The sequence below is a fragment of the Providencia sp. PROV061 genome (assembly GCF_011045655.1).
GTDB lineage: Bacteria > Pseudomonadota > Gammaproteobacteria > Enterobacterales > Enterobacteriaceae > Providencia > Providencia hangzhouensis.
This window is the reverse complement of sequence record NZ_CP042861.1, coordinates 1,552,031-1,576,208: the sequence shown is the minus strand read 5'-3', so window position 1 is coordinate 1,576,208 and position 24,178 is coordinate 1,552,031. Positions and strand designations below refer to the sequence as shown.

General features: G+C 38.3%; 24 protein-coding genes. 14 read left to right on the top strand and 10 right to left on the bottom strand.

Annotation, left to right across the window (positions count from 1 at the left end):
• Positions 1-2: 2 nt before the first annotated feature.
• The 5 genes from FVA72_RS07005 (at position 3) to FVA72_RS06985 (ending at position 3,614) form a co-directional block, all read left to right on the top strand.
• Positions 3-824 carry a heme/hemin ABC transporter substrate-binding protein gene (locus FVA72_RS07005; protein ID WP_094962091.1) on the top strand — a complete coding sequence of 274 codons (822 nt, stop codon included), beginning with the start codon at positions 3-5 and terminating at the stop codon, positions 822-824.
• Positions 821-1,822 carry a FecCD family ABC transporter permease gene (locus FVA72_RS07000; protein ID WP_094962090.1) on the top strand — a complete coding sequence of 334 codons (1,002 nt, stop codon included), beginning with the start codon at positions 821-823 and terminating at the stop codon, positions 1,820-1,822. The genes FVA72_RS07005 and FVA72_RS07000 overlap by 4 nt, the downstream gene beginning before the upstream one ends.
• Before the next feature lie 2 nt (positions 1,823-1,824).
• Positions 1,825-2,613: a heme ABC transporter ATP-binding protein gene (locus FVA72_RS06995; RefSeq protein ID WP_110592130.1), complete on the top strand. Its 789-nt coding sequence runs from the start codon at positions 1,825-1,827 to the stop codon at positions 2,611-2,613.
• Between the two features lie 304 nt (positions 2,614-2,917).
• On the top strand, positions 2,918-3,130 hold the full coding sequence (locus FVA72_RS06990) for a HEAT repeat domain-containing protein (RefSeq protein WP_004261718.1): 213 nt from the start codon (positions 2,918-2,920) through the stop codon (positions 3,128-3,130).
• 265 nt (positions 3,131-3,395) lie between these two features.
• The gene (locus FVA72_RS06985) at positions 3,396-3,614 is read left to right on the top strand and encodes a HEAT repeat domain-containing protein (RefSeq protein WP_004261720.1); all 219 of its coding nucleotides are present in this window, start codon (positions 3,396-3,398) and stop codon (positions 3,612-3,614) included.
• Positions 3,615-3,718: 104 nt separating this feature from the next.
• Here FVA72_RS06985 and fghA read toward each other — a convergent pair whose 3' ends face one another.
• The 5 genes from fghA to FVA72_RS06960 all read right to left on the bottom strand — a co-directional run bounded on the left by fghA (position 3,719) and on the right by FVA72_RS06960 (position 7,591).
• Positions 3,719-4,555, bottom strand: a complete 837-nt coding sequence (fghA, locus tag FVA72_RS06980) for an S-formylglutathione hydrolase (protein ID WP_110592131.1) — start codon at positions 4,553-4,555, stop codon at positions 3,719-3,721.
• A gap of 10 nt (positions 4,556-4,565) precedes the next feature.
• Positions 4,566-5,678 carry an S-(hydroxymethyl)glutathione dehydrogenase/class III alcohol dehydrogenase gene (locus FVA72_RS06975; protein WP_004261726.1) on the bottom strand — a complete coding sequence of 371 codons (1,113 nt, stop codon included), beginning with the start codon at positions 5,676-5,678 and terminating at the stop codon, positions 4,566-4,568.
• A gap of 17 nt (positions 5,679-5,695) precedes the next feature.
• Positions 5,696-5,968 (bottom strand): formaldehyde-responsive transcriptional repressor FrmR, encoded by a 273-nt coding sequence (gene frmR, locus FVA72_RS06970; protein ID WP_004261729.1) that lies wholly within the window; start codon positions 5,966-5,968, stop codon positions 5,696-5,698.
• 192 nt (positions 5,969-6,160) lie between these two features.
• Entirely contained in the window at positions 6,161-7,078 is a 918-nt protein-coding gene (locus FVA72_RS06965) for a bestrophin family protein (RefSeq protein ID WP_036958452.1), read from the bottom strand.
• A gap of 186 nt (positions 7,079-7,264) precedes the next feature.
• Entirely contained in the window at positions 7,265-7,591 is a 327-nt protein-coding gene (locus tag FVA72_RS06960; RefSeq protein ID WP_110592132.1) for a DUF1090 family protein, read from the bottom strand.
• A 556-nt stretch (positions 7,592-8,147) separates the two neighbouring features.
• Here FVA72_RS06960 and FVA72_RS06955 point away from each other — a divergent pair.
• Both FVA72_RS06955 and FVA72_RS06950 read left to right on the top strand, forming a co-directional pair.
• Positions 8,148-9,245: a fatty acid desaturase family protein gene (locus tag FVA72_RS06955; RefSeq protein WP_096863325.1), complete on the top strand. Its 1,098-nt coding sequence runs from the start codon at positions 8,148-8,150 to the stop codon at positions 9,243-9,245.
• Between the two features lie 373 nt (positions 9,246-9,618).
• A complete protein-coding gene (locus FVA72_RS06950; protein WP_036958454.1) occupies positions 9,619-10,563 on the top strand; it encodes an ATP-grasp fold amidoligase family protein in 945 nt (314 codons plus the stop codon).
• Positions 10,564-10,634: 71 nt separating this feature from the next.
• Here the strand turns inward: FVA72_RS06950 and FVA72_RS06945 are convergent, their stop codons facing one another.
• Both FVA72_RS06945 and prpR read right to left on the bottom strand, forming a co-directional pair.
• On the bottom strand, positions 10,635-11,777 hold the full coding sequence (locus FVA72_RS06945; RefSeq protein ID WP_004261743.1) for an MFS transporter: 1,143 nt from the start codon (positions 11,775-11,777) through the stop codon (positions 10,635-10,637).
• Between the two features lie 561 nt (positions 11,778-12,338).
• On the bottom strand, positions 12,339-13,955 hold the full coding sequence (prpR, locus tag FVA72_RS06940; protein WP_110592609.1) for a propionate catabolism operon regulatory protein PrpR: 1,617 nt from the start codon (positions 13,953-13,955) through the stop codon (positions 12,339-12,341).
• Between the two features lie 245 nt (positions 13,956-14,200).
• Between prpR and prpB the strand changes: the two genes are divergently transcribed.
• From prpB to FVA72_RS06925, 3 genes are all read left to right on the top strand, one after another.
• On the top strand, positions 14,201-15,088 hold the full coding sequence (gene prpB, locus FVA72_RS06935; RefSeq protein ID WP_110592133.1) for a methylisocitrate lyase: 888 nt from the start codon (positions 14,201-14,203) through the stop codon (positions 15,086-15,088).
• 61 nt (positions 15,089-15,149) lie between these two features.
• Complete coding sequence (gene prpC, locus FVA72_RS06930; RefSeq protein ID WP_094962084.1) at positions 15,150-16,313, top strand: bifunctional 2-methylcitrate synthase/citrate synthase; 1,164 nt, start codon at positions 15,150-15,152, stop codon at positions 16,311-16,313.
• Positions 16,314-16,324: 11 nt separating this feature from the next.
• On the top strand, positions 16,325-17,779 hold the full coding sequence (locus FVA72_RS06925; protein WP_110592134.1) for a bifunctional 2-methylcitrate dehydratase/aconitate hydratase: 1,455 nt from the start codon (positions 16,325-16,327) through the stop codon (positions 17,777-17,779).
• An 85-nt stretch (positions 17,780-17,864) separates the two neighbouring features.
• Here the strand turns inward: FVA72_RS06925 and FVA72_RS06920 are convergent, their stop codons facing one another.
• Positions 17,865-18,905: a galactose-1-epimerase gene (locus FVA72_RS06920; RefSeq protein ID WP_110592135.1), complete on the bottom strand. Its 1,041-nt coding sequence runs from the start codon at positions 18,903-18,905 to the stop codon at positions 17,865-17,867.
• A 234-nt stretch (positions 18,906-19,139) separates the two neighbouring features.
• Positions 19,140-20,069, bottom strand: coding sequence for a cation diffusion facilitator family transporter (locus FVA72_RS06915; protein WP_110592136.1), 930 nt, complete (start codon positions 20,067-20,069; stop codon positions 19,140-19,142).
• A 299-nt stretch (positions 20,070-20,368) separates the two neighbouring features.
• Between FVA72_RS06915 and FVA72_RS06910 the strand changes: the two genes are divergently transcribed.
• Positions 20,369-20,806 (top strand): universal stress protein, encoded by a 438-nt coding sequence (locus FVA72_RS06910; RefSeq protein ID WP_004261767.1) that lies wholly within the window; start codon positions 20,369-20,371, stop codon positions 20,804-20,806.
• A gap of 211 nt (positions 20,807-21,017) precedes the next feature.
• Here FVA72_RS06910 and eco read toward each other — a convergent pair whose 3' ends face one another.
• A complete protein-coding gene (gene eco, locus FVA72_RS06905; RefSeq protein WP_094962081.1) occupies positions 21,018-21,494 on the bottom strand; it encodes a serine protease inhibitor ecotin in 477 nt (158 codons plus the stop codon).
• Positions 21,495-21,761: 267 nt separating this feature from the next.
• On the opposite strand from eco, the gene FVA72_RS06900 reads away from it, so the two are divergent.
• The 3 genes from FVA72_RS06900 (at position 21,762) to FVA72_RS06890 (ending at position 24,162) form a co-directional block, all read left to right on the top strand.
• Positions 21,762-21,974, top strand: coding sequence for a DUF465 domain-containing protein (locus FVA72_RS06900; RefSeq protein WP_004261774.1), 213 nt, complete (start codon positions 21,762-21,764; stop codon positions 21,972-21,974).
• Positions 21,975-22,250: 276 nt separating this feature from the next.
• Positions 22,251-22,613 carry a nitrous oxide-stimulated promoter family protein gene (locus FVA72_RS06895; RefSeq protein ID WP_096863321.1) on the top strand — a complete coding sequence of 121 codons (363 nt, stop codon included), beginning with the start codon at positions 22,251-22,253 and terminating at the stop codon, positions 22,611-22,613.
• 730 nt (positions 22,614-23,343) lie between these two features.
• On the top strand, positions 23,344-24,162 hold the full coding sequence (locus FVA72_RS06890) for a helix-turn-helix transcriptional regulator (RefSeq protein ID WP_004261788.1): 819 nt from the start codon (positions 23,344-23,346) through the stop codon (positions 24,160-24,162).
• The last annotated feature ends 16 nt before the right edge of the window (positions 24,163-24,178 follow it).

Below are 24,178 nucleotides of genomic sequence, written 5' to 3'. Positions count from 1 at the left end.
TTATGAAACAATGGCTTCTAATCTTATCAACGCTGTTTATCTCTTTTTGTTCTTATGCAACAGAACGCATCGTCACCTTAGGGGGTGATGTGACTGAAATTGTGTATGAACTTGGAGCACAGGAACAGCTCGTCGCCCGTGACAGCACCAGCCTTCATCCAGAGCAAGCCACCAAGCTCCCTGATGTGGGCTATATGCGTATGCTTAACGCAGAAGGCGTGTTGTCAATGCGCCCGACTTTAGTACTTGCGAGTGAGTTAGCTAAACCCTCAATGGCTCTTTCGCAAATCGAAAAAAGCGGCGTAAAAATTATTAAGGTGACAGGGAAACCGAGTTTAGAAGCCATTCCAGAAAAAATTACCACCATCGCTAATGTGGTCGGTAAAACAGAGCAAGGAAAGCAATTAGTTAATCAATTTAACCAACAGCTCAGCCAAGTAAATACGGCTCCTATTGACAAAAAAGTCTTATTTATCATGAGTCACGGTGGTGTTATGCCTTTAGCGGCAGGACGGCACACTGCGGCAGACAGTGTCATTAACGCGGTAGGGGCAAAAAATGCCATGAGCAGCTTCGACAGCTATCGTCCTCTATCCCAAGAAGGCTTGCTATCAAGCCAACCTGACTTAATCATTTTTACCAAAGAAGGTATTAAATCATTAGGTGGAATAGAAAAAGTGTGGAAATTACAAGGAATGTCAATGACCCCCGCAGGGAAAAATAAAGCGCTTCTGGTTGTCGATGACGTCGGTATGCTCACTTTCAGTTTAGGTACGCCTAAAGTCATGCAACAACTACGTGAGGCATTAGAAAAATCCCAATGAGTCGCTTTAAAAACCCATTTTTGGTGATTATCGTATTATTGTTAGCACTTGGCGGTTTAGTTCTCATCGCGTCGAATGCCGGCGCAATGAACTTCTCATTAAAAGCACTGTGGCAGGCATCTGCCACAGACTCGGATTGGCAGATATGGCTGAATATCCGCCTTCCTCGCGTGTTAATTGCCATCTTAGTTGGCCTTGCCTTAGCAGTATCTGGTGCCATTATGCAAGGGTTATTCCGTAACCCCCTCGCTGATCCTAGCTTACTCGGTATCAGTAGTGGCGCGGCTTTATCCGTTGCCGCATTTATTGTTTTCTCTGTTTCATTACCCACCGTGATGCAAGGTTATGGCCATGTCGCTGCTGCTTTTATTGGTAGCCTAGCCGTATCTTTTATTATTTTTAGCTTAAATCGTTCATCAAATGGTAACCTCGCAAAACTACTTCTCGCGGGTATCGCTATCAATGCGCTGTGTATGTCATTCATCGGTGTTCTTAGTTATATCAGTAATGACCAACAACTCAGAACATTTAGCTTATGGATGATGGGCACGCTCGGTAATGTTGACTGGGCATCATTGGCCATCGCCGCTTCAGTTATTCTTCCTATTTGTATTATCTGTTTAACACAAGGAAGTAAGCTTAATATCCTACAATTAGGGGACGAAGACGCCCATTACCTTGGGCTCAATGTTGAGCGTACCAAGTTTATTTTATTATTCCTCAGCGCCATGTTAGTTGGTTGTGCGGTTGCCATGAGCGGTGTTATTGGTTTTGTCGGTCTCGTTGTTCCCCATCTCATTCGCATGACTCTCGGGCCAGACCATCGTTGGTTAATTCCTGGTTCCGCTATCGTAGGTGCGGGCTTATTACTTATTGCCGATACTGTAGCAAGGACTGCGGTTGCACCTGCTGAAATTCCTGTTGGTTTACTGACAGGGTTAATTGGTGGCCCCTACTTCTTATGGCTAATTTTACGGCAGCCTTCGGGGAGGATCTAAAAATGCAAACAAAATCGCTCTTGTTAGAAGCACAAAATTTATCATATAAAATCAGTGAAAAGACGCTTATAGATAATGTGAGTTTATCGATTGATCAAGGGGAATTTGTGGTGATCATTGGGCCAAATGGCGCAGGGAAATCCAGTCTATTAAAATTACTAACAGGCTATAATACCCCGACTCATGGCACATGCTTTATTGAAGGCCGAGCAATGACTGACTGGGACCATAATGCGTTAGCCCGAAAACGTGCTGTGATGAAACAGCATAGCCATTTGCAATTTGCTTTTACTGTTGAAGATGTGGTTGCAATGGGCAGAACCCCCTATGGTTCAGAATATAAACACACCGCCATCAATGAAGCGTTAGCACAAACCAGTTGCCAATCATTGCGGCAGCGGGATTACCGCCAACTTTCAGGGGGTGAGCAGCAACGCGTTCAATTAGCTCGAGTATTAGCACAATTATGGCAACCGACAGCTCAACCCGCATGCTTGTTTCTCGATGAACCCACTTCTGCGCTTGATCTATATCATCAACAGCATAGCTTACGGTTACTACATCAACTTACACGTCAACGACCGTTAGGTGTTTGCTGTGTATTACATGACCTTAATCTAACCGCATTATATGCAGATAAAGTGTTATTAATTCATAATGGAAAGCTTGTCGCTCAAGGTTCCCCTACCGATGTTTTAACGACTGAAAACTTAACTCGTTGGTATAAAGCTGACTTAGGTGTTACTCAACACCCTGAAAATAACACGCCTCACGTTTATTTACGTCACTAACTCAGGCTTAATAAGCACTTTATTTAACTCATTTTAAAGGTAAAGTGCTTTATTATTTTTACCTTAATAAAGAATTATTTAGTCATATCTATTTTAATAGATAACTAATGTCTTTTAATATTTTAAATTTTTTATATCAATAATCCTTACTCTCTTAATGCGCCCTAGTTAATAAGATAGTTAATAGCCTGAAAATGCGTAAAATCTATATAATGTATTAATAAAGCATTAAATTTCAAAAATAAATCTCAAGTAAATTCACTTAGAATACCTTGGTATCGCATAGGTATTTCAAAGGGTTTACATGGAAAATAACATTATTGAAACATTAATTGAATTAACGCATCGTGGAAATGATGATGTTAAAATTGCAGCTATTTCCGCATTAGGTGATTATAAAGCGACCGTTGAACAACAAAATGCGATCAACCGTTTAATTGAACTCTGTAGAGATCCCAATAAGGATGTTGCGGTGTCTGCAATAAAGGCACTGAGTAAACTCTCCCACCATTTTTAGTATACAAATAATATTTTTTTATCAATCCGTTAAAGCACAGGTTTTTTAATTAATCTTATTTAATCTTTCTAATCCCTATATATGAATAGGTATGATTTTTGCTACCTATTCATACAAAAACCTAATCATACTATATCCATATTAGTTGTGTTTTTTGATATTAATAAATTCTTTCATTTAGTAGCATCTCTACATTGAAATTAATATTTTGAAACAAATGAATTTTAATTAACTTTATTTCTTAATACCCTGATTAGGATAAAAGATGGATAACAAAGTCATAAATACATTACTTGATTTAACGAAAAGAAAAAATGATGATGTAAAAATAGCTGCCATATCCGCTTTAGGTGATTGTAAAATACGACTGAAACAACATAATACGATTAATCGACTACTTGAATTATGTAATGACCCAAATAAAGATGTCGCAATCAGTGCGATTAAAGCAATCAGCAAGCTCTCCCATGGAGGGTTAGAGTAGCGATTTAGGCATGATTAAAACGTTAAGGAATAGCAAGGTGAAACCAACTATTGGCCTCACCCTACAATATATCTAACACTACAATATATCTAACACTACCATACTCAGCTATTATCGTTTAAATAGCGTGCATGAAATGCAATATGTTCACCAATAAAGCTACTAATAAAATAGTAACTGTGGTCATATCCATCACGTAAATTCAAACGATATTCAAATTGCTTTTTGTCACAAATATCTGCAAATAACTCGGGTTTTAATTGTTCTTGATAGAAAGGATCCGCAGTGCCTACATCCACTAAAATAGGTGGAATAGCCTCCGCTTTTCCGATTAATTCAACAGTGTCATATTGAGACCAGCTAGCTGTTTCTTCCCCCAGATAAGCCATAAAGGCTTTGCGCCCCCATGGAACTTGGGTTGGAGCAACAATAGGAGAAAATGCAGATAAACTAGAATATCGGCCTGCATTTCGTAAGCCAATCATTAGAGCCCCGTGTCCACCCATAGAATGGCCAAAAATAGAACGTTTATCAGATATAGGCAAATGTGTTTCGATTAAATCAGGTAGTTCAGACACAATATAATCATACATTCTGTAATGATGACTCCACGGGGCTTGCAGAGCATTCACATAAAAACCTGCGCCTTGTCCTAAATCATAAGCCTCGTCATCAGCAACCTCAGCCCCTCGAGGGCTAGTATCTGGTGCGATTATAACCACGCCATGTTCTGCCGCAAATTGTTGGGCTCCCGCCTTAGTAATAAAATTTTGTTCATTACAGGTTAACCCTGATAACCAATAAATCACTGGGCAGACGGTTGTTTTCGCTTGTGGTGGTAGAAAAGCTGCGAACTTCATTTCACAGCCGAGCACGGTGGATTGATGTTGATAAACATCCTGCCAGCCCCCAAAACACGCATGGCGTTCAATTCTCTCCATCAAAGACTCCTTAATCATAGTGAATAACGGTGCGGATTGATTTGCCTTCATGCATTAAATCAAATGCGTCATTAATACGCTCTAATGGCAATGTATGCGTCACAAATGGAGACAGCTCAATATCACCCTTCATGGCATCTTCAACCATTTTTGGCAACTGGCTACGACCTTTCACACCACCAAAAGCCGTACCACGCCATGACCGCCCTGTTACTAATTGGAATGGACGAGTTGAAATTTCTTGCCCTGCCCCTGCGACACCAATGATAATTGATTGACCCCATCCTCGGTGTGCACTTTCAAGTGCTGCACGCATAACATTAACATTACCAATACATTCAAAGGTATGATCAACTCCCCACTGGGTTTTCTCAATCAACACTTGCTGAATCGGCTTATCAAAATCATTAGGATTCAAACATTCTGTCGCACCAAATTGGCGCGCTAATTCAAACTTAGACGGGTTAGTATCAATGGCAATAATACGGCCAGCCTTTGCTTGCCTTGCTCCTTGAATAACCGCAAGACCAATCCCACCGAGGCCAAAAACTGCAACTGAGTCACCTTCTTGTACTTTAGCCGTATTATGTACAGCACCGATACCCGTGGTCACGCCACAACCTAATAAACACACTTCTTCATGATTGGCTTGAGGGTTAATTTTAGCCAAAGAGACTTCGGCAACAACGGTATATTCACTGAATGTTGAACAACCCATATAATGGTAAACAGGCTGGCCATTGTAAGAAAAACGTGTGGTCCCATCAGGCATCACACCTTTACCTTGTGTTTCCCTAACAGAGACACATAAGTTCGTTTTGCCTGACTCACAAAAAACACATTTTCCACATTCTGCCGTATAAAGTGGGATGACATGGTCACCAACGCTAACGCTAGTTACACCTTCACCGACTTCAACAACAACGCCCGCGCCTTCATGCCCTAATACCACAGGAAATAACCCTTCAGGGTCATCACCTGACAAGGTAAATGCATCAGTATGGCAAACACCCGTATGGCTAATTTTGACTAACACTTCCCCAGCCTTTGGTGGCATGACATCAATTTCGACAATTTTTAATGGCTCACCAGGGCCAAATGCAACTGCTGCACGTGATTTCATCGTTATTCCTTCTTTATTTACCGCAAATAGGTACGAATTAATGAGATGGCATCGTCTACTGAGTCTTTTTGCAACTGTGTTGTTGCTGACTCTTGAAGCCCTTCCCGCAAATGACTCTCTAATACCCCCGCCATCAAACCATTAACTGCCCCACGAATAGCAGCAATTTGTTGTAAAATGGCGGCGCATTCAACCTCATCTTCCAAGGCTGACTCTAAGGCAAGCAATTGCCCTTTCAACTTTCTGACCCGCGTAAGAACTGCTTTTTTTTCTTTTGGGGAATGTGGCATATTTAAGCCCCTTTAGTATACATAGGGGGAGTATAGTATTGATAAGATTATCTGTACAGAATTCCTGATTTGTATGACCCAAAAAGACAAAATAATATTCGATAGAAAAGAAAAAAGAGGAAAGAGAAATAAGGAGAAACAGTAAAACGTGAATATCACGCTCTACTGTCTTCAAGAATGAATAGATTAGCACTACAACAAGTTAAAATATTTATCTGGCTGGTACTGAGGGGGAAGTGGTTGAATATCCAACATATCCAATGCATTGCGTTCAATACTATTACAAATGGCATTCAGCGGTAAATCATTTGCAGCAGTCCCAAAAGGATCTTCAAGTTCCTCGGCTAGTGCATCCCACGCTAAAAAAGTGTAAGAAATAAAAACAGAAACAAATGGCGTCATATAATGTAGGTCAACAACCAATGCAAATGGAAGTAACGAACAAAATAAGTAAACTGTTCGCTGCAAAATTAGTGTATAAGCAAACGGGATCGGCGTGTTCGCAATACGTTCGCAGCCGCCAAGAACTTCCGATAGCGCATTAATATCTTTATTAATAGCTTGAAATAGTACATCACTGATGACTTTTTTATCGCGTAATTCCCCCACCTTTAGGCCAATCTGCAATAATATTCGGCTAGTGGGAAACGGACTTCGGATAACCTCATCAAAAATAGTACGGGGTAATAACCTATACATATCAATGATTGGGCTGGTTTTCCTTAATTCATGTTTAAGGCTCCAACCAAAAGCAATCAGCAAATTAGCAAATTCCTTTTGGGCGGCCTGATCATTAGGTAATAACCCTTTAATATTTCTTAGAATATTTCTTTGGTTAATTAATAACGAAGCCCAGAGTGTGCGAGCCTCAATCAAGCGGCTGTAACATGCATTATTGCGAAAACCTAGGAATATTGCGATGGCAATCCCTAGTAAGCTAAAGGGGGCTATTGTTAAGTGTATACCTAATCGCTCGTACCATTGGAAACTTAGTACTGCTACGATTGATATCATTATATTTAGAGAAAGCCGAAATGTTATTTTTGACAGTACAGAGCCATGCCAGTCGAATAACCGAAAAAACCAGTGTTGGTGAGGACGAATAACCATAATAAAAAGTATACAATATTAAAAAACGACGTTAACTTATTATTTCACTGATTAATTCAATGCGCTATAGCTAGACAAAAATTAAAGTGAATATGACAATAATTACGACAAGCAGCAATAGTGCTAAATTCATCCAACACGGTTTTATTCTATAAATAATATTGGGTTTTAATATTACCTATTACATTATTTTTTAGCGGCTTTTAAGCGTTCGATTTCATCTTGTAACGCCTCTATCTGCTGCTCTAAATGATCAGTTTCAGTAAAACTATATCGATGATTTAGTTTAGTTGGGCCTGTCGCTCCAGAATAATGGTCGTAACAGTTATTTTGTACATTTGAAATAGCGCGCTCTAACCCCGCAACTCTATTTCGGTTACCATGCATTTTGGCATATTTTAGCTGTTTCTCTAGTTGATAGATTTTTTTATCACAACCATAATATTGATAACCTGCTTGAGCGGACACAGGAATAATCAGTGTTGATAAAATTATTAACAGTATTTTTTTCATATAACATTCCTTATTCGAAAAATAATTTATCTGTGGCTATTTCATCATGTTGACGCATTATTCATATAGGCAAGCTCCTAATTTAGCTTAGGTAAAACAAATATAATGGATAATTAAAACAAACCCATCTAAAATGATAACTATATTTTATTATTAACAACTTAAATTAGATTGAGTATTTTTTTCACATAATTTATTACAGACAGACACATTTTTCCCTGATACCTTAATATTAAAGGATCACTCTACAAGGATGTAGCTAGTTTTTATATTTCAGAAAATTAATAAGTACGTGTTTTGACCAAATACTTTATAGAATATATATCAGTTTAATTAATGGTTAACTCGTATTTAATTGTTTACTTTGCACAAATCCTCAATTTATATCGATATTTCTCAAAAATATTCATCCAAAATACCAAAAATTATTATTCTTGATAAAAATTGATTCAGAATAAGTCGAAATATTTCTCCCCCTTCATATTTATTTTGCGACGCTTTACTTAGTGAAGATATACTCTTTAATTAAAAGAAGATAACCTCAAATGAGAGTAGCATGCATCACACTGACTTCGAACTCACGTTCGCAAATGCTAACGAACAACAATTTCATGCTGCATTAAAACAAGCTAGTCAAGAATATCTGCAAACTAAGCAAGATCACGTATTTGCCAGCCGATATGATCTTACTGCAATTGCTATCTTGTTTATTTTTGCTCTTCTGAGTTACCTGCCAACACTCATAACAACATCTACCTCAATTTACATATTATCCTATTTTGTATTTGTTTTACTCATCATGCTATTGAATGTGATTGGCCAGCACGATGCCTGTCATAATACCTTATTTAAATCAAGCTGGAAAAATCGGTTATTTGGCCGTTTAGTGACATTACCTTTAGGTTTAGAGCCAGAGTTTTGGCGTACACGCCATGTTCATTATCACCATCACTATGCCAACATTGAGCATTATGATTTAGATACTGAAGAAAATGGTATATTCCGCCAAACGCCATTTCAACGCTGGCGACCTTTCATGAAATATCAACATATTTATTGGCCTTTCGTTGCATCATTATCACTCACATGGATTGCACTGGTTTTTGATTGGTCGGACAGAACTGGGAAAACACGCTTAAAAACACAGAAAGTTTTACAGGGTAAACTGGGTTGGACGCTATTTTTAGGTAGCAAAGTATGTCACTTAATATTAATGATTGGCACCCCACTGCTAGTGGCTCACAGCCATGGGATCAGCTTAACAACAATACTTATCACTTACTTATTGAGCCAAATGATTGCATCCATTTTTGTCATTTATTTATTACTCGGTACACATTGGGCAGAGACGCAGTTTTTCACTGCTCCTGAAGATAAACAGATCAAGCATGGTTGGTACCATCATAATTTTGTCACGGCTTGTGACTGGCTACCGACCCCCCATTATTTATGGCGTTTAACTGGGGGACTAAACTACCACCTTACACATCATATTTTTCCTCATTGGCATCACCGCCATTACCCTGCTTTAGCTCACATCTTAGCCCAATTGGCGCAGCAATATGATATGCCATATCGTTGTATTGATTACAAACAACTCGTTGCGGCTCAAATACGATTCCTAAAAAAGATGGGGCAGCCGCCATTAAAATAGTTATCTTAGTAAGTTATAAATAACAATTCTCTCAAATGTCCCCTCTATTCCCTTATTTTAGGAGGGACATTATCTAAATAAATCCTTAAGGTCTATCTTCTTTACTTTTGTTACACTTTAAATAAACAATACCCTTATTATTAATGACGAATAATTAAAACGATCGATTGAATTATTGATATAAAAGTGTACGGATATCCGGCTATTATTAACAAAATGAACATTATTTATCTTTTGTTTAATATTTATTTATTAAGAAATTATTAAATTGACCGTTACATTTATTGATGCTTTATTTAAGTTATAAAAAATATAATCAAATAAAAATTAGATTTTAATTACACACTACAATTTTAGAATGGTTGGTGCTCGCATGAAAAAAGCAGAGTATTTTATAAAAAAATTACGTACACTCATAGTGAGTGACAAAACATATCTCACTAATAAATTTACTAAAAAACTCAATTACCGCCCTGATTTTAAAGCCCCAAAAAGTTTTAATGAGAAAGTAAATTTCAGAATGTTGCGAGATAAAAATCCATTATATTCACAATTTGCAGATAAACTCGCGGTAAGGGAATATATCTCACGAACAATAGGAAATGAATATTTAGTACCTATCATCGCCACTTATAAAAGTGTCGATGAAATTGATCTAAACAAACTGCCAGAGCGTTTCGTTTTAAAATGCAATCACGACAGTGGTAGTAGCATTATTTGTCGCGATAAAGCACACTTTGACTGGCTAAAAGCTAAAAATAAATTAGATTTTCATTTAACTAAAAACCTTTACTATATTACTCGAGAACGTCATTATAAAACTATTCCCGCACAAATTATGTGTGAAGAATATATTGATTTATTCGCTAATAAAAACCGGAAGTTAGTACCAGAAACATGCAGGATCCATTGCTTCTCTGGTAAGCCTGCCTATGCAGAGATTGATTACTCAGACGAATTTGGCAATGAATTTATTAATATTTATGATATCAACTGGCAGTTACAACCCGTGACTTTTGGTTATCCAAACATGCTGGAACCCGTATCTGAGCCGCCACTATTCAAAGAAATGTTACGGTTAGCAGAAATACTCGTCACACCTTTTGATTATTGCCGTGCGGATTTTTTGATGTCTGATGAAAATACCTTGTATTTCAGCGAACTTACATTTGCCCCAAATGCAGGTAGAACAGAAATATCACCGCTATCATGGGATTTCAAATTAGGGGAGCTTTGGGAGCAACGCATTGTACGTAATACAAAGCATTCACCCATTGAAGCACAACTGTCACCTTCAACCGTCAATAAAAAGAAATAATTAGAACGACAAAAAGGCCCTGTAAGTAATTCACAGAGCCTTTTATTTAGCAGTTTTATTTGTCGATAAAATTAATTTGCTAACACACTGGCTTTACGACGTAAGCTCGCAATTAACATATAAATCGCAGTCACTAACAGCACAATAAAGAAGAAATTCACTAAACCATTATGTTGGCCTAAAAACGTCCCTGCTGCGATAGGCCCCATTGCTGAACCTATACTGTAACTAAACAGCATCACTTGTGTTGCTGCGACGATATAGGAGGAATCTAAGTTATCACACGCCAACGTTATCGCCACAGGATATAGGGCAAAAGTTGACATACCGAGTAGCGCTAAAGCGACAATCATCACTAAGTAGTCACTCGAAATATAAATAACACCCATAGCAAAAACACCTAATAATGAAACCATCGCAAGTAATAAGGTTTTACTCATTAAGACAGATAATTTGCTAACAACTGGCTGTATTAACATCCCACCAAGAATAATTGAAGCCATCAACACACCGACTTGGTCGGTGGTGAATTGGTCTTTTTTCAATGATAACGGCATTAACCCATAGATAGTCCCCATGGTAATACCAGAAACCATACAACCGATAATTGCAGGTTTACTTAAACGAGCAATTTTTTTCAATGACAGTTTTTGATGCGAACCACTTTCTGGCTGGCCTTGACGTACTAATAACGGTGGCATTACCGCTAATAATAATAACCCTAATACCACCATAAACGGATAAGCACCATGGGTTCCAATAACACCAATAGCAAGTTGGCCAAGAGTGGTTCCGCCATACAATGACGTCATATAAAAACTTAAACGTTTAGCACGCTCTTTCGGATTATCGCCAATCAATAACCAAGATTCGACAACCACAAAAATCCCAGCCACTGCAACCCCTGCAACTAAGCGGTTTGGCAACCAAGCTTCAATGGTCGGGGTCCACGGCAGTACAATAACTGTCGCGGCAAGCATCAATAAAAAGCCAATAAAGGCAAGACGATGGCCTATTTTGGCAATAATTGGTTCAATTAACATTGAGCCAATTAATAAACCAATATAATACGCACTCGCTAACCAACCCGCATATTGCGTATCAATACCAAAACTTCCCATCGATAATGGGATTAAGCTCATTAAATAACCCGATGCAATAGCAAAAATCGTTAACCCTGCAACAGGAACGAATGCATTGTCGCGTTTGCGCATGATAGTAGTGGACTGATTCACGCCCCACTCTCCAACTAACAAAATAAATAATATGCGCTGCAACTACATCGTTGAATACGACAGCATTGTGCTCCCAAGAAAGAACACATTTCGGCGATTAGTGCAGTAGTAAAAAAACAAAGATAGGACTAATTTGAGCGCAATATAGAACGTTCAATCATGAAGTTAAAATGAGAAAATCTAATGGTGACTAGCAAAATAATTTATGTGAGAAAAATCACGTTTTTTACGATGGTGAATTTAGTGAAAGAACAACAAGAAAAACAAAAGTAATACTTAAAAATCAAAATAATAGGTAAATATTAACATCACTGTTTTTTGTTACGATTTGATACAACTTAAGTCATATGGAAAAAATCCTAAAAGCACTTAATAACAAAATAATTTATTTGTCACTGAACACGACTGAATGAATTTAATTCAACAAGTAGTATTCAATGATTCTATGAATAAAAACAACCTAATTATCTCCTTTATGGCACTCTCACTAATCCATTACCTTTTAATCAACCCCCCTCCTGAATGAATACAAATTAATTATTATTTAGTATCGTGATTTACCTGATTTGCTTTCTCTAATAAAGAAAGACGCCGCCACAGGGTTGTTCTGCTAATACCTAAATACTGAGCTACGGCTTTACGATCACCACCAAACCTATTCATCACGTCAGTAAGCGGTTCCTTACTTTTATCGATAACAACCTCATGGCTTGTTGCATCCCATTTGCGCTCAGGAGATAGACTCGCCAACATTTCCTCACTAATGGCCTTTTCGGGGTATGCGCTACAATAAAGTGCAACTCGCTCCATTAAGTTTCTGAGTTCTCGCACATTACCGGGCCATGAATACTCAACAAAAAAGCGTTTACACGCAATTAACTGCTGTACACGAAAAGAAGGCAACGGCTGCATTAAGCCTGCAAAGGCTAACTTAAGTAACCGCTCCGCTAATACAAAAATATCATCGCCACGTTCATTGAGTGCTGGAACTCGCATTCTCAATACCCCGAGCCGATAAAATAGATCGGCACGAAAATGCCCTTCTCTTACCCAACGGTCTAAATCGCAATGAGTCGCACAAATGACTCGTACATTGACTTTTAACGGTTTATACCCCCCAACACGCACGACAGAACGCTCTTCGAGCACTCGCAATAATTTTGTTTGTAATGCAATCGGCATTTCACCAATTTCATCTAAGAACAGTGTTCCCCCATTCGCCAGTTCAAATAGCCCTGCTCGGCCACCCCGGCGAGAGCCAGTAAAGGCACCTTCTTCATAGCCAAATAATTCGGCTTCTAATAATGTTTCAGGGATCGCCCCGCAATTCACGGCCACAAAAGGCATTTGCTGTTTACTGCGCTTATGTTGATTAAATAAGGTATATTCGTGATGAATCGCTTGTGCCACCATCTCTTTCCCAGTTCCACTCGCACCTTGAATCAATACTGTTGCATCAGAACGTGCGTACAACATAATAGTTTGCCTAACACGTTCCATCGGTAATGACGAACCAATCAGGTCATTAATGGTATAACGGACTTTTGCGGGATTAGGAAGGAGATATTTGTCTTGCGAATGGTTTTCACGCCTCGACATTCGGCTTAATTCGATAGCGTCTGAGAATGCTTGTCGTATGGTTTGTGTGGAATAGACAAAAACCCCTGTCATCCCCATTTCATCAGCTAAATCCATGATGAGCCCAGCCCCTACAACAACGGAAATTCCCATTGCTTTTAATGCTTTAAGCTGAGATCTTGCATCTTCTGCGGTGACATAACTACGCTGTTCAATTTGCAAACCAAAACGTTGCTGAAATTCATCTAATGAGGAAAGTGTTTTTTTATAATTAATGATCCCGACTTTATCGCTAATCTCTCGGGCTTTGGCCAATGCTTGCATGACATCGAACCCGCTAATTTTCACGATAATAACAGGAACTGAAACATGGCTTTTTAAATAAGCACCATTTGAACCTGCACTAATGATGGCATCACAATGTCCACCCTGTAATCGTTGATGTACGGCCTCTACCGCCTGCTCAAAACCAAGGTTTAGTGGGGTGATTTCCGCTTGTTCACTAAATTCAGGGCTGATATCTCGAAACAGTGTAAATAACCGAGACACTGAAACAGTCCAAATAATCGGTTTTTCCATCATCGCCATACCTTCTTACCATGTTTCATTTATGTTTCAATTGACAATATCTTGTTTCAACGAAACACACCAACCGATTATTTTAAAATTGTTTTTCCCGTCACAAATCAAAAAAAACAATATCAGTTTGATTTTAAACACATTTGCATACCCATGTAATTTAGAGCCAGATTGGCACGTCAATTGCTATATGACTATAGTTATCTCAATTTCATTACAATTAATTAACATCATATGAGGCTATTATGTCGTCATTTAGTGCAGGACAAAAATTTCGTGAGGCTATCAAGCAAGAATCTCCATTGCAGCTCGTTGGAACTATCAATGCCAACCACGCGCTCCTTGCAAAACAAGCTGGCTATAAAGCTATTTACTTATCTGGAGGTGGCGTCGCTGCGGGGTCACTGGGCATGCCGGACTTAGGTATTTCAACGTTAGATGATGTTTTAATTGATATTCGACGCATTACTGATGTATGTGACTTACCACTTATGGTCGATGCCGATATTGGCTTTGGTCCTTCTGCTTTTAATGTCGCCCGCACGGTGAAATCCTTTTGTAAAGCCGGTGCGGCAGGGTTGCATATTGAAGACCAAGTGGGTGCAAAACGTTGTGGCCATCGCCCTAATAAAGAAATTGTTTCGACACAAGAGATGGTCGACCGCATCAAGGCGGCTGTTGATGCACGAACCGATGGCAGCTTTGTCATTATGGCTCGAACCGATGCATTAGCGGTCGAAGGCATTGATGCCGCACTGGAACGTGCACAAGCCTACTTAGAAGCCGGTGCGGACATGCTTTTTCCAGAGGCAATTACTGAGCTTTCTATGTATCAACAGTTTACAAGTAATACCTCCGCTCCCGTACTGGCCAATTTAACTGAATTTGGTCAAACCCCTTTATTTACTCTTGATGAACTACGCAGTGTTGACATTGCCATTGCGCTGTATCCACTGTCTGCGTTTCGAGCCATGAATAAAGCCGCTGAACAGGTTTATACAACATTACGCAAAGAGGGCACTCAAAAAAGTGTCATTCCACTTATGCAGACTCGAGAAGAGCTGTATCAAAGTATTCATTATTACGATTATGAACAAAAACTGGATGCGTTATTTTCCAAGAATAAATCTTAATTTTTAGGCAATTATCATTACTAAAAGTTGCATCGCCTCTGTCCCCTACAAGGAATAAATGATGAATGAACAACTTAGTCGTACTGAAACACCTCAATTTAAACCTAAAAAATCCGTTGCACTTTCAGGTATTACTGCAGGAAATACCGCACTTTGTACCGTTGGGCGTAATGGTAATGACCTGCATTATCGCGGGTTTGACATTCACGACTTAGCCACACAATGTGAATTTGAAGAAATCGCGCATTTGCTCATCCATGAAAGGCTGCCGACAGCAACCGAACTCGTTGCATATAAAGAAAAGCTGCAATCTCTTCGGGGGTTACCGGCAAGTGTTAAACAAACGTTAGAATCCATACCCGCGAACGCGCACCCAATGGACGTCATGCGCACAGGCGTATCAATGATGGGCTGCGTGTTACCCGAAAAAGAATCTCACCCTTTTTCCGGTGCTAGGGATATTGCTGATCGCTTATTAGCGTCACTGGGTTCGATGTTGTTATATTGGTATCACTTTAGCCACCATGGAAGACGTATTGAAACCCAAACTGATGATGATTCAATTGGCGCGCATTTCTTGCACCTATTACACGGTAAAAAGCCCCCTGCTCAATGGGAAAAATTTATGCATATTGCGGCAATTTTATACGCAGAACATGAATTTAACGCATCGACATTCGCAGCAAGGGTTATTGCGGGAACAGGCACGGATTTTTACTCTGCGATGACAGGTGCAATTGCCGCTTTGCGTGGCCCAAAACACGGGGGGGCAAATGAAGTTTCATTAGAAATTCAGCAACGTTATGCCTCAATGGAGGAAGCAGAACAAGATATTACAGCGCGCGTTAAAAATAGTGAGGTTATCATTGGGTTTGGCCACCCCGTTTATACCCTCGCAGACCCCCGCCACCCTATTATCAAGTCTGTCGCTTTACAGTTATCTGAACAGAGCCTAAATCGACATCTTTATACCGTTGCGGATCGAATTGAATCCGTAATGAAACGTGAAAAAAACATGTTTCCAAATTTAGATTGGTTTTCTGCTGTGGCTTATCACCTTATGGGCATTCCCACCGCCATGTTTACCCCATTATTTGTTATGGCACGTACCGCTGGCTGGTCAGCACATATTATTGAGCAACGACAAGATAATAAAATTATTCGTCCTTCAGCCAACTATATTGGTCCTGAAAATCAATTATTTACTCCTATAGAACAGCGTTAAAAGGTAACCTAATGACAACACAAACCGTGCGTTCGCAACAAATTGAATTTGATAAAGTGATCAGCGATATTGTTGATTATGTAATGGATTACCCAATTATTTCTGACCTCGCCTATGATACGGCTTATCATTGCCTGCTCGATACCCTTGGTTGCGGTATGGAATCCCTTGAATACCCTGCATGTAAAAAATTATTAGGGCCTATCGTTCCGGGTACGATTGTGCCAAATGGCACAAAAATCCCAGGCACCCAATTTCAATTAGACCCAGTGCAAGGCGCATTTAATCTTGGCACAATGTGCCGTTGGCTCGACTTTAATGACACTTGGCTGGCTGCCGAATGGGGCCACCCGTCGGATAACCTTGGTGGTATTTTAGCCACTGCGGATTGGCTTTCTCGTGAAAACATTGCGAAAGGCAAGCCCCCGCTAGTTATTAGAGATGTTTTGACTGCATTAATTAAAGCGCATGAAATTCAAGGCTGCATCGCACTAGAAAATGCCTTTAACCAAGTCGGGCTCGACCATGTTATTTTAGTCAAAGTGGCATCAACTGCGGTTGTTTCTCATCTATTGGGGCTGGAAAGAGAACAAATTCTCAATGCTGTTTCCCAAGCGTGGATTGATGGCCACAGCTTACGTACCTACCGCCATAGCCCCAATACAGGGTCTCGCAAGTCATGGGCGGCAGGTGACGCCACCTCCCGTGCTGTACGGCTGGCTTTAATGGCTCAAAAAGGGGAAATGGGCTATCCAACGGCGCTAACGGCTAAAATCTGGGGCTTCTACGATGTTTTATTTAATGGACAACCCCTGTGTTTTCAACGTCCTTATGGCTCCTATGTTATGGAAAATGTGTTGTTTAAGATTTCTTTCCCTGCTGAGTTTCATTCCCAAACAGCAGTAGAGGCAGCGTTACAACTCCACCAAACCCTCGAAAAATTAGGAAAAACGGCTCAAGATATTGAGTCTATTGCCATACGCACTCATGAAGCTTGTATTCGTATCATTGATAAAAAAGGCCCATTACATAATCCGGCAGATCGTGACCATTGCATTCAATATATGGTCGCTATCCCATTAATTTTTGGTCGTTTAACGGCTGCTGATTATGACGATAATATTGCCAAAGATGAGCGTATTGATGCATTACGTGCAAAAATGCATTGCACTGAAGATGCACAGTTTACCCGAGACTATCATGACCCTGAAAAACGTTCGATTAGCAATGGGTTAACCATTACATTGAAGGATGGGCAAGTGCTTGATGAAGTTGTTATCGAATATCCTGTTGGCCATAAACGCCGCCGTAAAGAAGGGATGCCATTGTTATTAAATAAATTTAGAATTAATTTAGCAAGGCAATTCCCAGAGGCTCAACAAATTCGAATTCTAAAAGCCTCTCTCGATAAGCCAATGCTAGAAAAAATGCCCGTCAATGAATATATGGATCTATTCGTTATTTAAGACTAAGGAAATTATTAACTGGCGAGCATTAACTGGCGAGTAATTCAGCGCCTTAATATAGAGGCGCTGAATATTCACTATTTTATTAGAAAACAAATTGGTAACGCGTTTGGTTTTGATACATTTGTTGAGGAAATGCAATCGAACTGTATTGTTCTCCCCACTCAGGGTGATTGATTGCATCTGCTGGAAACTGAGTTGCTATCACTACCCCTGAATAAGGGACATACGTTCGTGTTTTCCCCGACGTTGCAAGCAGGTTATTTCCACTGTACACATGTAATGCAGGCTGCGTGGTTGCGATATTTAGCCGCACATCACCACTTGGTGCCCCGAGGGTTGCCACCGTCTGCAGACCATCGGTTAATGTGTTGTTTAATATAAACGTATGGTTATACCCCCCAACACGACGTTGGTCATCATCTTGTAAGAAATCTCGGCCAATCCGTTTACTTTGGCGAAAATCAAAATTTGTATCTGCAACGTTATACCACTCTCCCGTTGGGATACCGTCCATATCTGTCGGCAAATATTGGTCTGCATCAATATATAAATCATGTTCCAAAGCCGTTCTGACCGAGTCCTCCCCCGCTAAGTTAAAGTAGATGTGATTCGCAAGATTAACAGGGCAAGCTTCTGTCGATTGATAAGTATGGTGAATAACGACTTGATTATCTTCTGTGAGTTCATAGCTCACTTCAACGTCTAACTGCCCCGGAAAGCCTTGATCACCAACAGGCGACGTCAAAGAAAAAACAGCTTTTTGAGGTGTTGGTTGAAAAATACCCCATATGCGATGGCTAAAACTGTGTTTTCCACCATTCAAGCAATGTACACCTTGGTTATTCGCAAGTTGATAATGCTGTTCATTTAGCGTGAATTGTGAATTGTTTATGCGGTTAGCAACTCGCCCAACGATTGAACCAAGGTATACCCCTTGTTCCATCTGTTTAGCCATATTGGGTGAACCTAAAACAACATCTCGTTTTCCTGTTGCTAGCGGAAGTATACAGCTAACCCAACTAGCTCCTAGGCTACTGAGAATAACCTTCATACCATTTTGATTAGTAAGGGCAATAACCTTTGGGGCGCGAAATGTCTGACATTGTTCTTGAGTTAACCGCATTTTTTCCTCAATCGTTCAATAATCACTATAGAGAGCATTTTTTGGGGTTTGCTACATTTGCCCTATATTTTGAAACAAATACCTTATTGTGCCATCTTGAAACTGCTTATTAATTTTCGCCTTGTTATCAATCAGGTGCAATAATTAATGTGTTGATTTTACATAATAGCTTGCAATAAAAAACCGAGCCACTTTAAAGCTCGGTTTTTATCGAAAAATAAAATAAATGTATGATTAATGCTTAGCGTCTTTGTCATACGGGTCAAGGTGGGTCATAACATCCAAAATTAATGGGTTTTCCATCAATTTTTTACGCACATTTACCGCAATTTCATGGCCAACAGTAATACTCATATTTCCATCAAGCTCTAAATGCACATCCACCAATAAAAAGTCACCCGATTTACGTGTTTTTAAATCATGATATCCTGATAACTCACTAATATTATCCAAAACAGAACGGATTTCCTGCAAAGTTTCTTCGTCTGCGCCTTTATCCATTAAATCTTGCATGGATTGATTGGTGAATTTAAACCCCATCCGAAAAACAAATGTCCCTACAATCAACGCGGCCAGTGGGTCAAAAATTTTAACCCCACACAAGCTACCAACAATACCAATGGCCACCACTAGGGAGGAAGCCGCATCGGAACGAGCATGCCATGCATTCGCCACTAACATACTGGAGTTTACTTTTTTCGCGACATGCAACATATAGCGAAACAGCCCCTCTTTTGCGACTAAAGCAATCAGTGCAACAATCAATGCAATTGAGTGAACTTCAGGAATTAACTCAGGTTTCAGTAATTTTTCAATCGCTGACCAAACCATTCCCACGCCCACAATTAATAAAATAATACCTAATATTAATGAAGCGCCATTTTCATAACGAAAATGACCATATGGATGGTCTTCATCTGGCTTCTTGTGGCTTTTCTTATTGGCTATCAACACCACAAAATCAGCGACCAAATCCGATAATGTATGAATACCGTCAGCGACTAACCCGGAAGAATGAGAAAAAATACCAACAATTATCTGCCAAATCGATAAGAAAATATTTACGACAACACTGACTAAGGTACTTTTTTTTGCGGCTTTAAATTTTATTTGTTGGATTTCAAAATCACTTTTTTTCTGTGTTGAAGCATTATTCATAGTCATAAAATGGGTTCTTTAATGAAAAACAAAACAATTATCATTCAAATAATACATTTAAATCAATTAGTTAAGCAAATTACCGCAATCTTCGCATATATTTTGTTAAAAGTCTCAGTGTGATTTGTAAATAACACTGAGAGTTGATAATAATTATTCTTTCTTTTCAAAGAAGAAGCTATGTCATTTTTAGATTATCGCTATAAATGCGCACGTTATAGCATTTATTACTTTTCATTTAACTTATAGTATATTGTAGATAACCTTTTGTAATTAATTTTAAATAATACGAAAATGAGGTAGCTATGTATAAAAAAATCCTAGTCCCTATTGATTTGTTAGAAGATGAATTAAACCAAGAGATCATCAAACACGTTGAGGCACTAGCGCAACTAAGCTCAGCTGAAATTCATTTTCTATCCGTTATTCCGAGCCTTGAGTTATTTTTTGGTATTGAAATTGCCGCATTACCAGAAAGCAACAAAGATTCTGCGGAACGCTCAATCCTTGCAATGCGTGCGTTAGAAGAAGTCATTAAAGATATCAAAGTTGCTGATGAACGGATTAACTGCAAAATTGGTATTGGTTCAGCTAAAGATGAAATCTTAGATTATGCGCAAGAAATTAGCGCAGATCTCATTGTTGTAGGCTCCCATCACCCAAGCACTTCAACCTATTTATTAGGTTCAACAGCCTCTGCAATCGTGCGCCATGCGAAAACATCTGTCTTCGTTATTCGCTAAATTGGTTTCTATAAAAAATGCCGCTAAATGCGGCATTTGAGGTTGTTGACAAAGCGGGATAAAAGCGTGGTTTTTCCCGCTTTGTGTTATCAGCCGAAAATCAATAAATTGATTTTCCTGATTTATTTTCAAAACCTATTAGACTTGTCGCCAAACATAATATGTTTGTCAGCAGTCTGAATGCCGCTAAATGCGGCATTTTCTTTAATATTTATTTTGTAACTGAATCAATTAATTTATCGTCTGTAGACCAGATACGATATTTTACTTGCATATCTTTCGGAGCATAAACCACAATCGGTAATTTGCTGTTATAACGCACAAATGCATCATCGCCTAATTGAGTCGTCACAAAACGGTCTTTTGCAGGCTCAGAGCATCCCATCATAGTAGATGCAGGGCCTTTTACTTCGTCGAGTTTATAATAATCATAGCCCCAGCCTTCCAACGTCTTTCTGTCTAGATCACCCATAAACCATTGGCGGTTACAATCTGCTTTGATCGTTTTTCCAATAACTAACTCAACCATAAAGTCATTTTCATTTTGTTGCTTGGTTAATTCAATCACATGACGAGTCATACCCGATTCTGCTTTTGGGTATGGCGCGATCTTTTCCAAATCTTCCGTTGCTACTGCACAAGATGAAATTAGTGCCGCCGCCATTACAGATAAAATCGCTTTTTTCATTATTTATTCCTATTTAAGAACACAAAACTAATTTTTAAAACCAGTCTTTTATCCATGTTAAGTCATTTACACCGTAATTATCACTATAGATGATTCTTAATTACAAAAATATAGATAACTCAGGTAAAAGCCATGTAATACTACTTAATTCTAGTAGAAGGATCATAAAACTAATAAAAATTATGTAAATTACAAGCTATTTGGATGTACAAAATGCATGCACTGTTTATACTGAAACTGAGGCTTAATATATTCTGAGGAGGTAGTATGTTATCAGCAGATCAAGATTTAGTTTCAAAATTAATCTCTACACATCCCCGTTTTCAAACTCTTTATGAAAAACATCATCAACTCGACAAAGAAATCAGCAAATTAGAAGGGCCTTCTGGTGCTGGTTACAATGAGCATGTCGCTAAGCTAAAAAAAGAAAAATTACATCTTAAAGATGAAATGCAAAAAATAATGCTCTCGAGTCAATAGGTTATCACGATAATAGTATTAGTTGTTTTTCTCACATAATGAAATTCAAAAACTGGGCTAACATCCTAAAAGATAATGATATTCTATCGATCATTTAACGTTAGCTAGTGTTTTTTCACACTAATATAAGAGGGTATTTTTTTATTACCCTCTTTTTATTACGCCTAATAACTCACTATTTTATTGAGTCCCATCAATAAAAATACAAAAAAATTATCATAAACCAACCATAAATTGTATATTAAATATATGTTTTGTTTTTATAGAGAATTTTCTATGGTTGGCAAACGCATACACCGTGAAATTAAAACGATTGAAAAAATGATAAAAATCTATGAGAAAGCCTATCCAGCACCAGCAGAATCACCTGATTTTTATCAAAAACTATTTTCCTATGCCGTTAATAGATTAGAAAAATGCCGATATGGAGAAGAAAAACCAGCATGTAAACAATGTCCAATCCATTGTTACCAACCCAAAATGAGAGAGCAGATGAAGCTAGTTATGCGCTGGGCTGGCCCGAAGATGTTAATCCATCACCCAATTCTCGCTATACGTCATTTACTTGATGATCGTAAACCAGTCCCTGATTTACCAGCTAAAGTAAACAAGCGAGCAACTCAGAAACAAGAGCCATAATTAGTGAGCCTATAGCTCAAGCTTAACCCTCTATTTAAAGCAAAGTACAACATGAGGAGAAATAATAAAGCACAAAGATGTTGAAAAATGGCGAGCAATAAGTAGTAACGCTAAAGAACTATTTATAAAAATATATATTTAAAATACCTATTAAAGCAATCATAGAAACCTATCAATTAAAAAACGAGACTCAAGTCACAAACAAATAGCAATCCCCCACATATTAATAAATTAAATCAATCATATCGATTTAAAAAATAAATAACTTAGATTAATAACCATTAATTACATTAGCAAAATTAATAAATGATAGTTTTGCCGAAATCTATAATCATCATTAGCATAGCTAAAATTTATATTACTATGCTAAAAATGATAAGTAAGAAGAAAGTAGAAAAAAACACGGTTTAGGTGTAAAAAACGATAACATATTAACATACGACTAATTTTATCAATTCAGATTAAAAATCCAAACTAATTAAAATTATAAGTATAATAATTAAATTATCCCACTAATTACACAAAAAATACCGAGTAATCCACACCAATAGCTCGGAAAAAGTATATTTAGAAACATTTATTTATATTTAGAATTATAATGTGACACAAAATTAATCGATTTATATAATTTCAATCATACTAATAACATCCATGCTTTATATCACCAGATAGGAATAGTTGAATATTTTATTTTGAATTTATATTTAAATACGATTAAAAAGGTATAGTCATGCAAGCAATAAACTCACCAAATCGACACTTCATTAAACAGATAAACATTGATAGTAACGCGGCCCATAACATTATTGACCTAGAAACTAAAGGGCTTTTAATTATAGAACAAGGCTCTGTGTTACTAGAAACCCCAGCTAACTCACAATCTTTAAATGAAGGCGATATCTTATATCACAAACAGGGAGCTTACTCACTACAGCTCACTGAAACAACAAGTTGCAAATTACTTTGGATATCCTTGGATGATAACTTTTTGCGTAGTTTCATCGCCAATCATGGCACTGAGTTAAGCGAAATAGACCGCAATGAAGGCTTACCCTGTGATATCATTAAATTTAATTCATCCCCTCTCATTGAAGAAATCAAATCAAGCTTAAATACATTTGTTAATAACGAATACCCTGACGTCATTTTCTCACTCCGAGTTAGTGAATTACTGTTATTACTAAGCTACAGTGAACAAGGTGCTTTATTGCTATCTAATTTTAGACAGCTAAGTAGTCGCCAAATAGAACGTCTACAAATGTTTATGGAAAATAATTATCTTAAAGAGTGGAAATTAAGTGAGTTCGCACGTACTTTTGGTATGGGATTAACAACATTTAAAGAACTGTTCAATACCGTTTATGCAACGTCACCACGCGCATGGATAAGTGAAAAACGTATTATGTATGCACACCAGTTATTAATTAATACTACAATGAGTATTGTAGAGGTTTCCATGGAAGCAGGCTTTTCAAGTCAATCTTACTTCACCCAAACTTATCGAAAACGGTTTGGCTACACACCGAGTCGGTCAAGAATAGCAGCTTAACCGCTCAGTAAGACTC

Coding starts and splice junctions, on each gene's coding strand:
- FVA72_RS07005 (WP_094962091.1), top strand. CDS start 3: ATGAAACAATGGCTTCTAATCTTATCAACGCTGTTTATCTCTTTTTGT.
- FVA72_RS07000 (WP_094962090.1), top strand. CDS start 821: ATGAGTCGCTTTAAAAACCCATTTTTGGTGATTATCGTATTATTGTTA.
- FVA72_RS06995 (WP_110592130.1), top strand. CDS start 1,825: ATGCAAACAAAATCGCTCTTGTTAGAAGCACAAAATTTATCATATAAA.
- FVA72_RS06990 (WP_004261718.1), top strand. CDS start 2,918: ATGGAAAATAACATTATTGAAACATTAATTGAATTAACGCATCGTGGA.
- FVA72_RS06985 (WP_004261720.1), top strand. CDS start 3,396: ATGGATAACAAAGTCATAAATACATTACTTGATTTAACGAAAAGAAAA.
- fghA (WP_110592131.1), bottom strand. CDS start 4,555: ATGGAGAGAATTGAACGCCATGCGTGTTTTGGGGGCTGGCAGGATGTT.
- FVA72_RS06975 (WP_004261726.1), bottom strand. CDS start 5,678: ATGAAATCACGTGCAGCAGTTGCATTTGGCCCTGGTGAGCCATTAAAA.
- frmR (WP_004261729.1), bottom strand. CDS start 5,968: ATGCCACATTCCCCAAAAGAAAAAAAAGCAGTTCTTACGCGGGTCAGA.
- FVA72_RS06965 (WP_036958452.1), bottom strand. CDS start 7,078: ATGGTTATTCGTCCTCACCAACACTGGTTTTTTCGGTTATTCGACTGG.
- FVA72_RS06960 (WP_110592132.1), bottom strand. CDS start 7,591: ATGAAAAAAATACTGTTAATAATTTTATCAACACTGATTATTCCTGTG.
- FVA72_RS06955 (WP_096863325.1), top strand. CDS start 8,148: ATGCATCACACTGACTTCGAACTCACGTTCGCAAATGCTAACGAACAA.
- FVA72_RS06950 (WP_036958454.1), top strand. CDS start 9,619: ATGAAAAAAGCAGAGTATTTTATAAAAAAATTACGTACACTCATAGTG.
- FVA72_RS06945 (WP_004261743.1), bottom strand. CDS start 11,777: ATGCGCAAACGCGACAATGCATTCGTTCCTGTTGCAGGGTTAACGATT.
- prpR (WP_110592609.1), bottom strand. CDS start 13,955: ATGGAAAAACCGATTATTTGGACTGTTTCAGTGTCTCGGTTATTTACA.
- prpB (WP_110592133.1), top strand. CDS start 14,201: ATGTCGTCATTTAGTGCAGGACAAAAATTTCGTGAGGCTATCAAGCAA.
- prpC (WP_094962084.1), top strand. CDS start 15,150: ATGAATGAACAACTTAGTCGTACTGAAACACCTCAATTTAAACCTAAA.
- FVA72_RS06925 (WP_110592134.1), top strand. CDS start 16,325: ATGACAACACAAACCGTGCGTTCGCAACAAATTGAATTTGATAAAGTG.
- FVA72_RS06920 (WP_110592135.1), bottom strand. CDS start 18,905: ATGCGGTTAACTCAAGAACAATGTCAGACATTTCGCGCCCCAAAGGTT.
- FVA72_RS06915 (WP_110592136.1), bottom strand. CDS start 20,069: ATGACTATGAATAATGCTTCAACACAGAAAAAAAGTGATTTTGAAATC.
- FVA72_RS06910 (WP_004261767.1), top strand. CDS start 20,369: ATGTATAAAAAAATCCTAGTCCCTATTGATTTGTTAGAAGATGAATTA.
- eco (WP_094962081.1), bottom strand. CDS start 21,494: ATGAAAAAAGCGATTTTATCTGTAATGGCGGCGGCACTAATTTCATCT.
- FVA72_RS06900 (WP_004261774.1), top strand. CDS start 21,762: ATGTTATCAGCAGATCAAGATTTAGTTTCAAAATTAATCTCTACACAT.
- FVA72_RS06895 (WP_096863321.1), top strand. CDS start 22,251: ATGGTTGGCAAACGCATACACCGTGAAATTAAAACGATTGAAAAAATG.
- FVA72_RS06890 (WP_004261788.1), top strand. CDS start 23,344: ATGCAAGCAATAAACTCACCAAATCGACACTTCATTAAACAGATAAAC.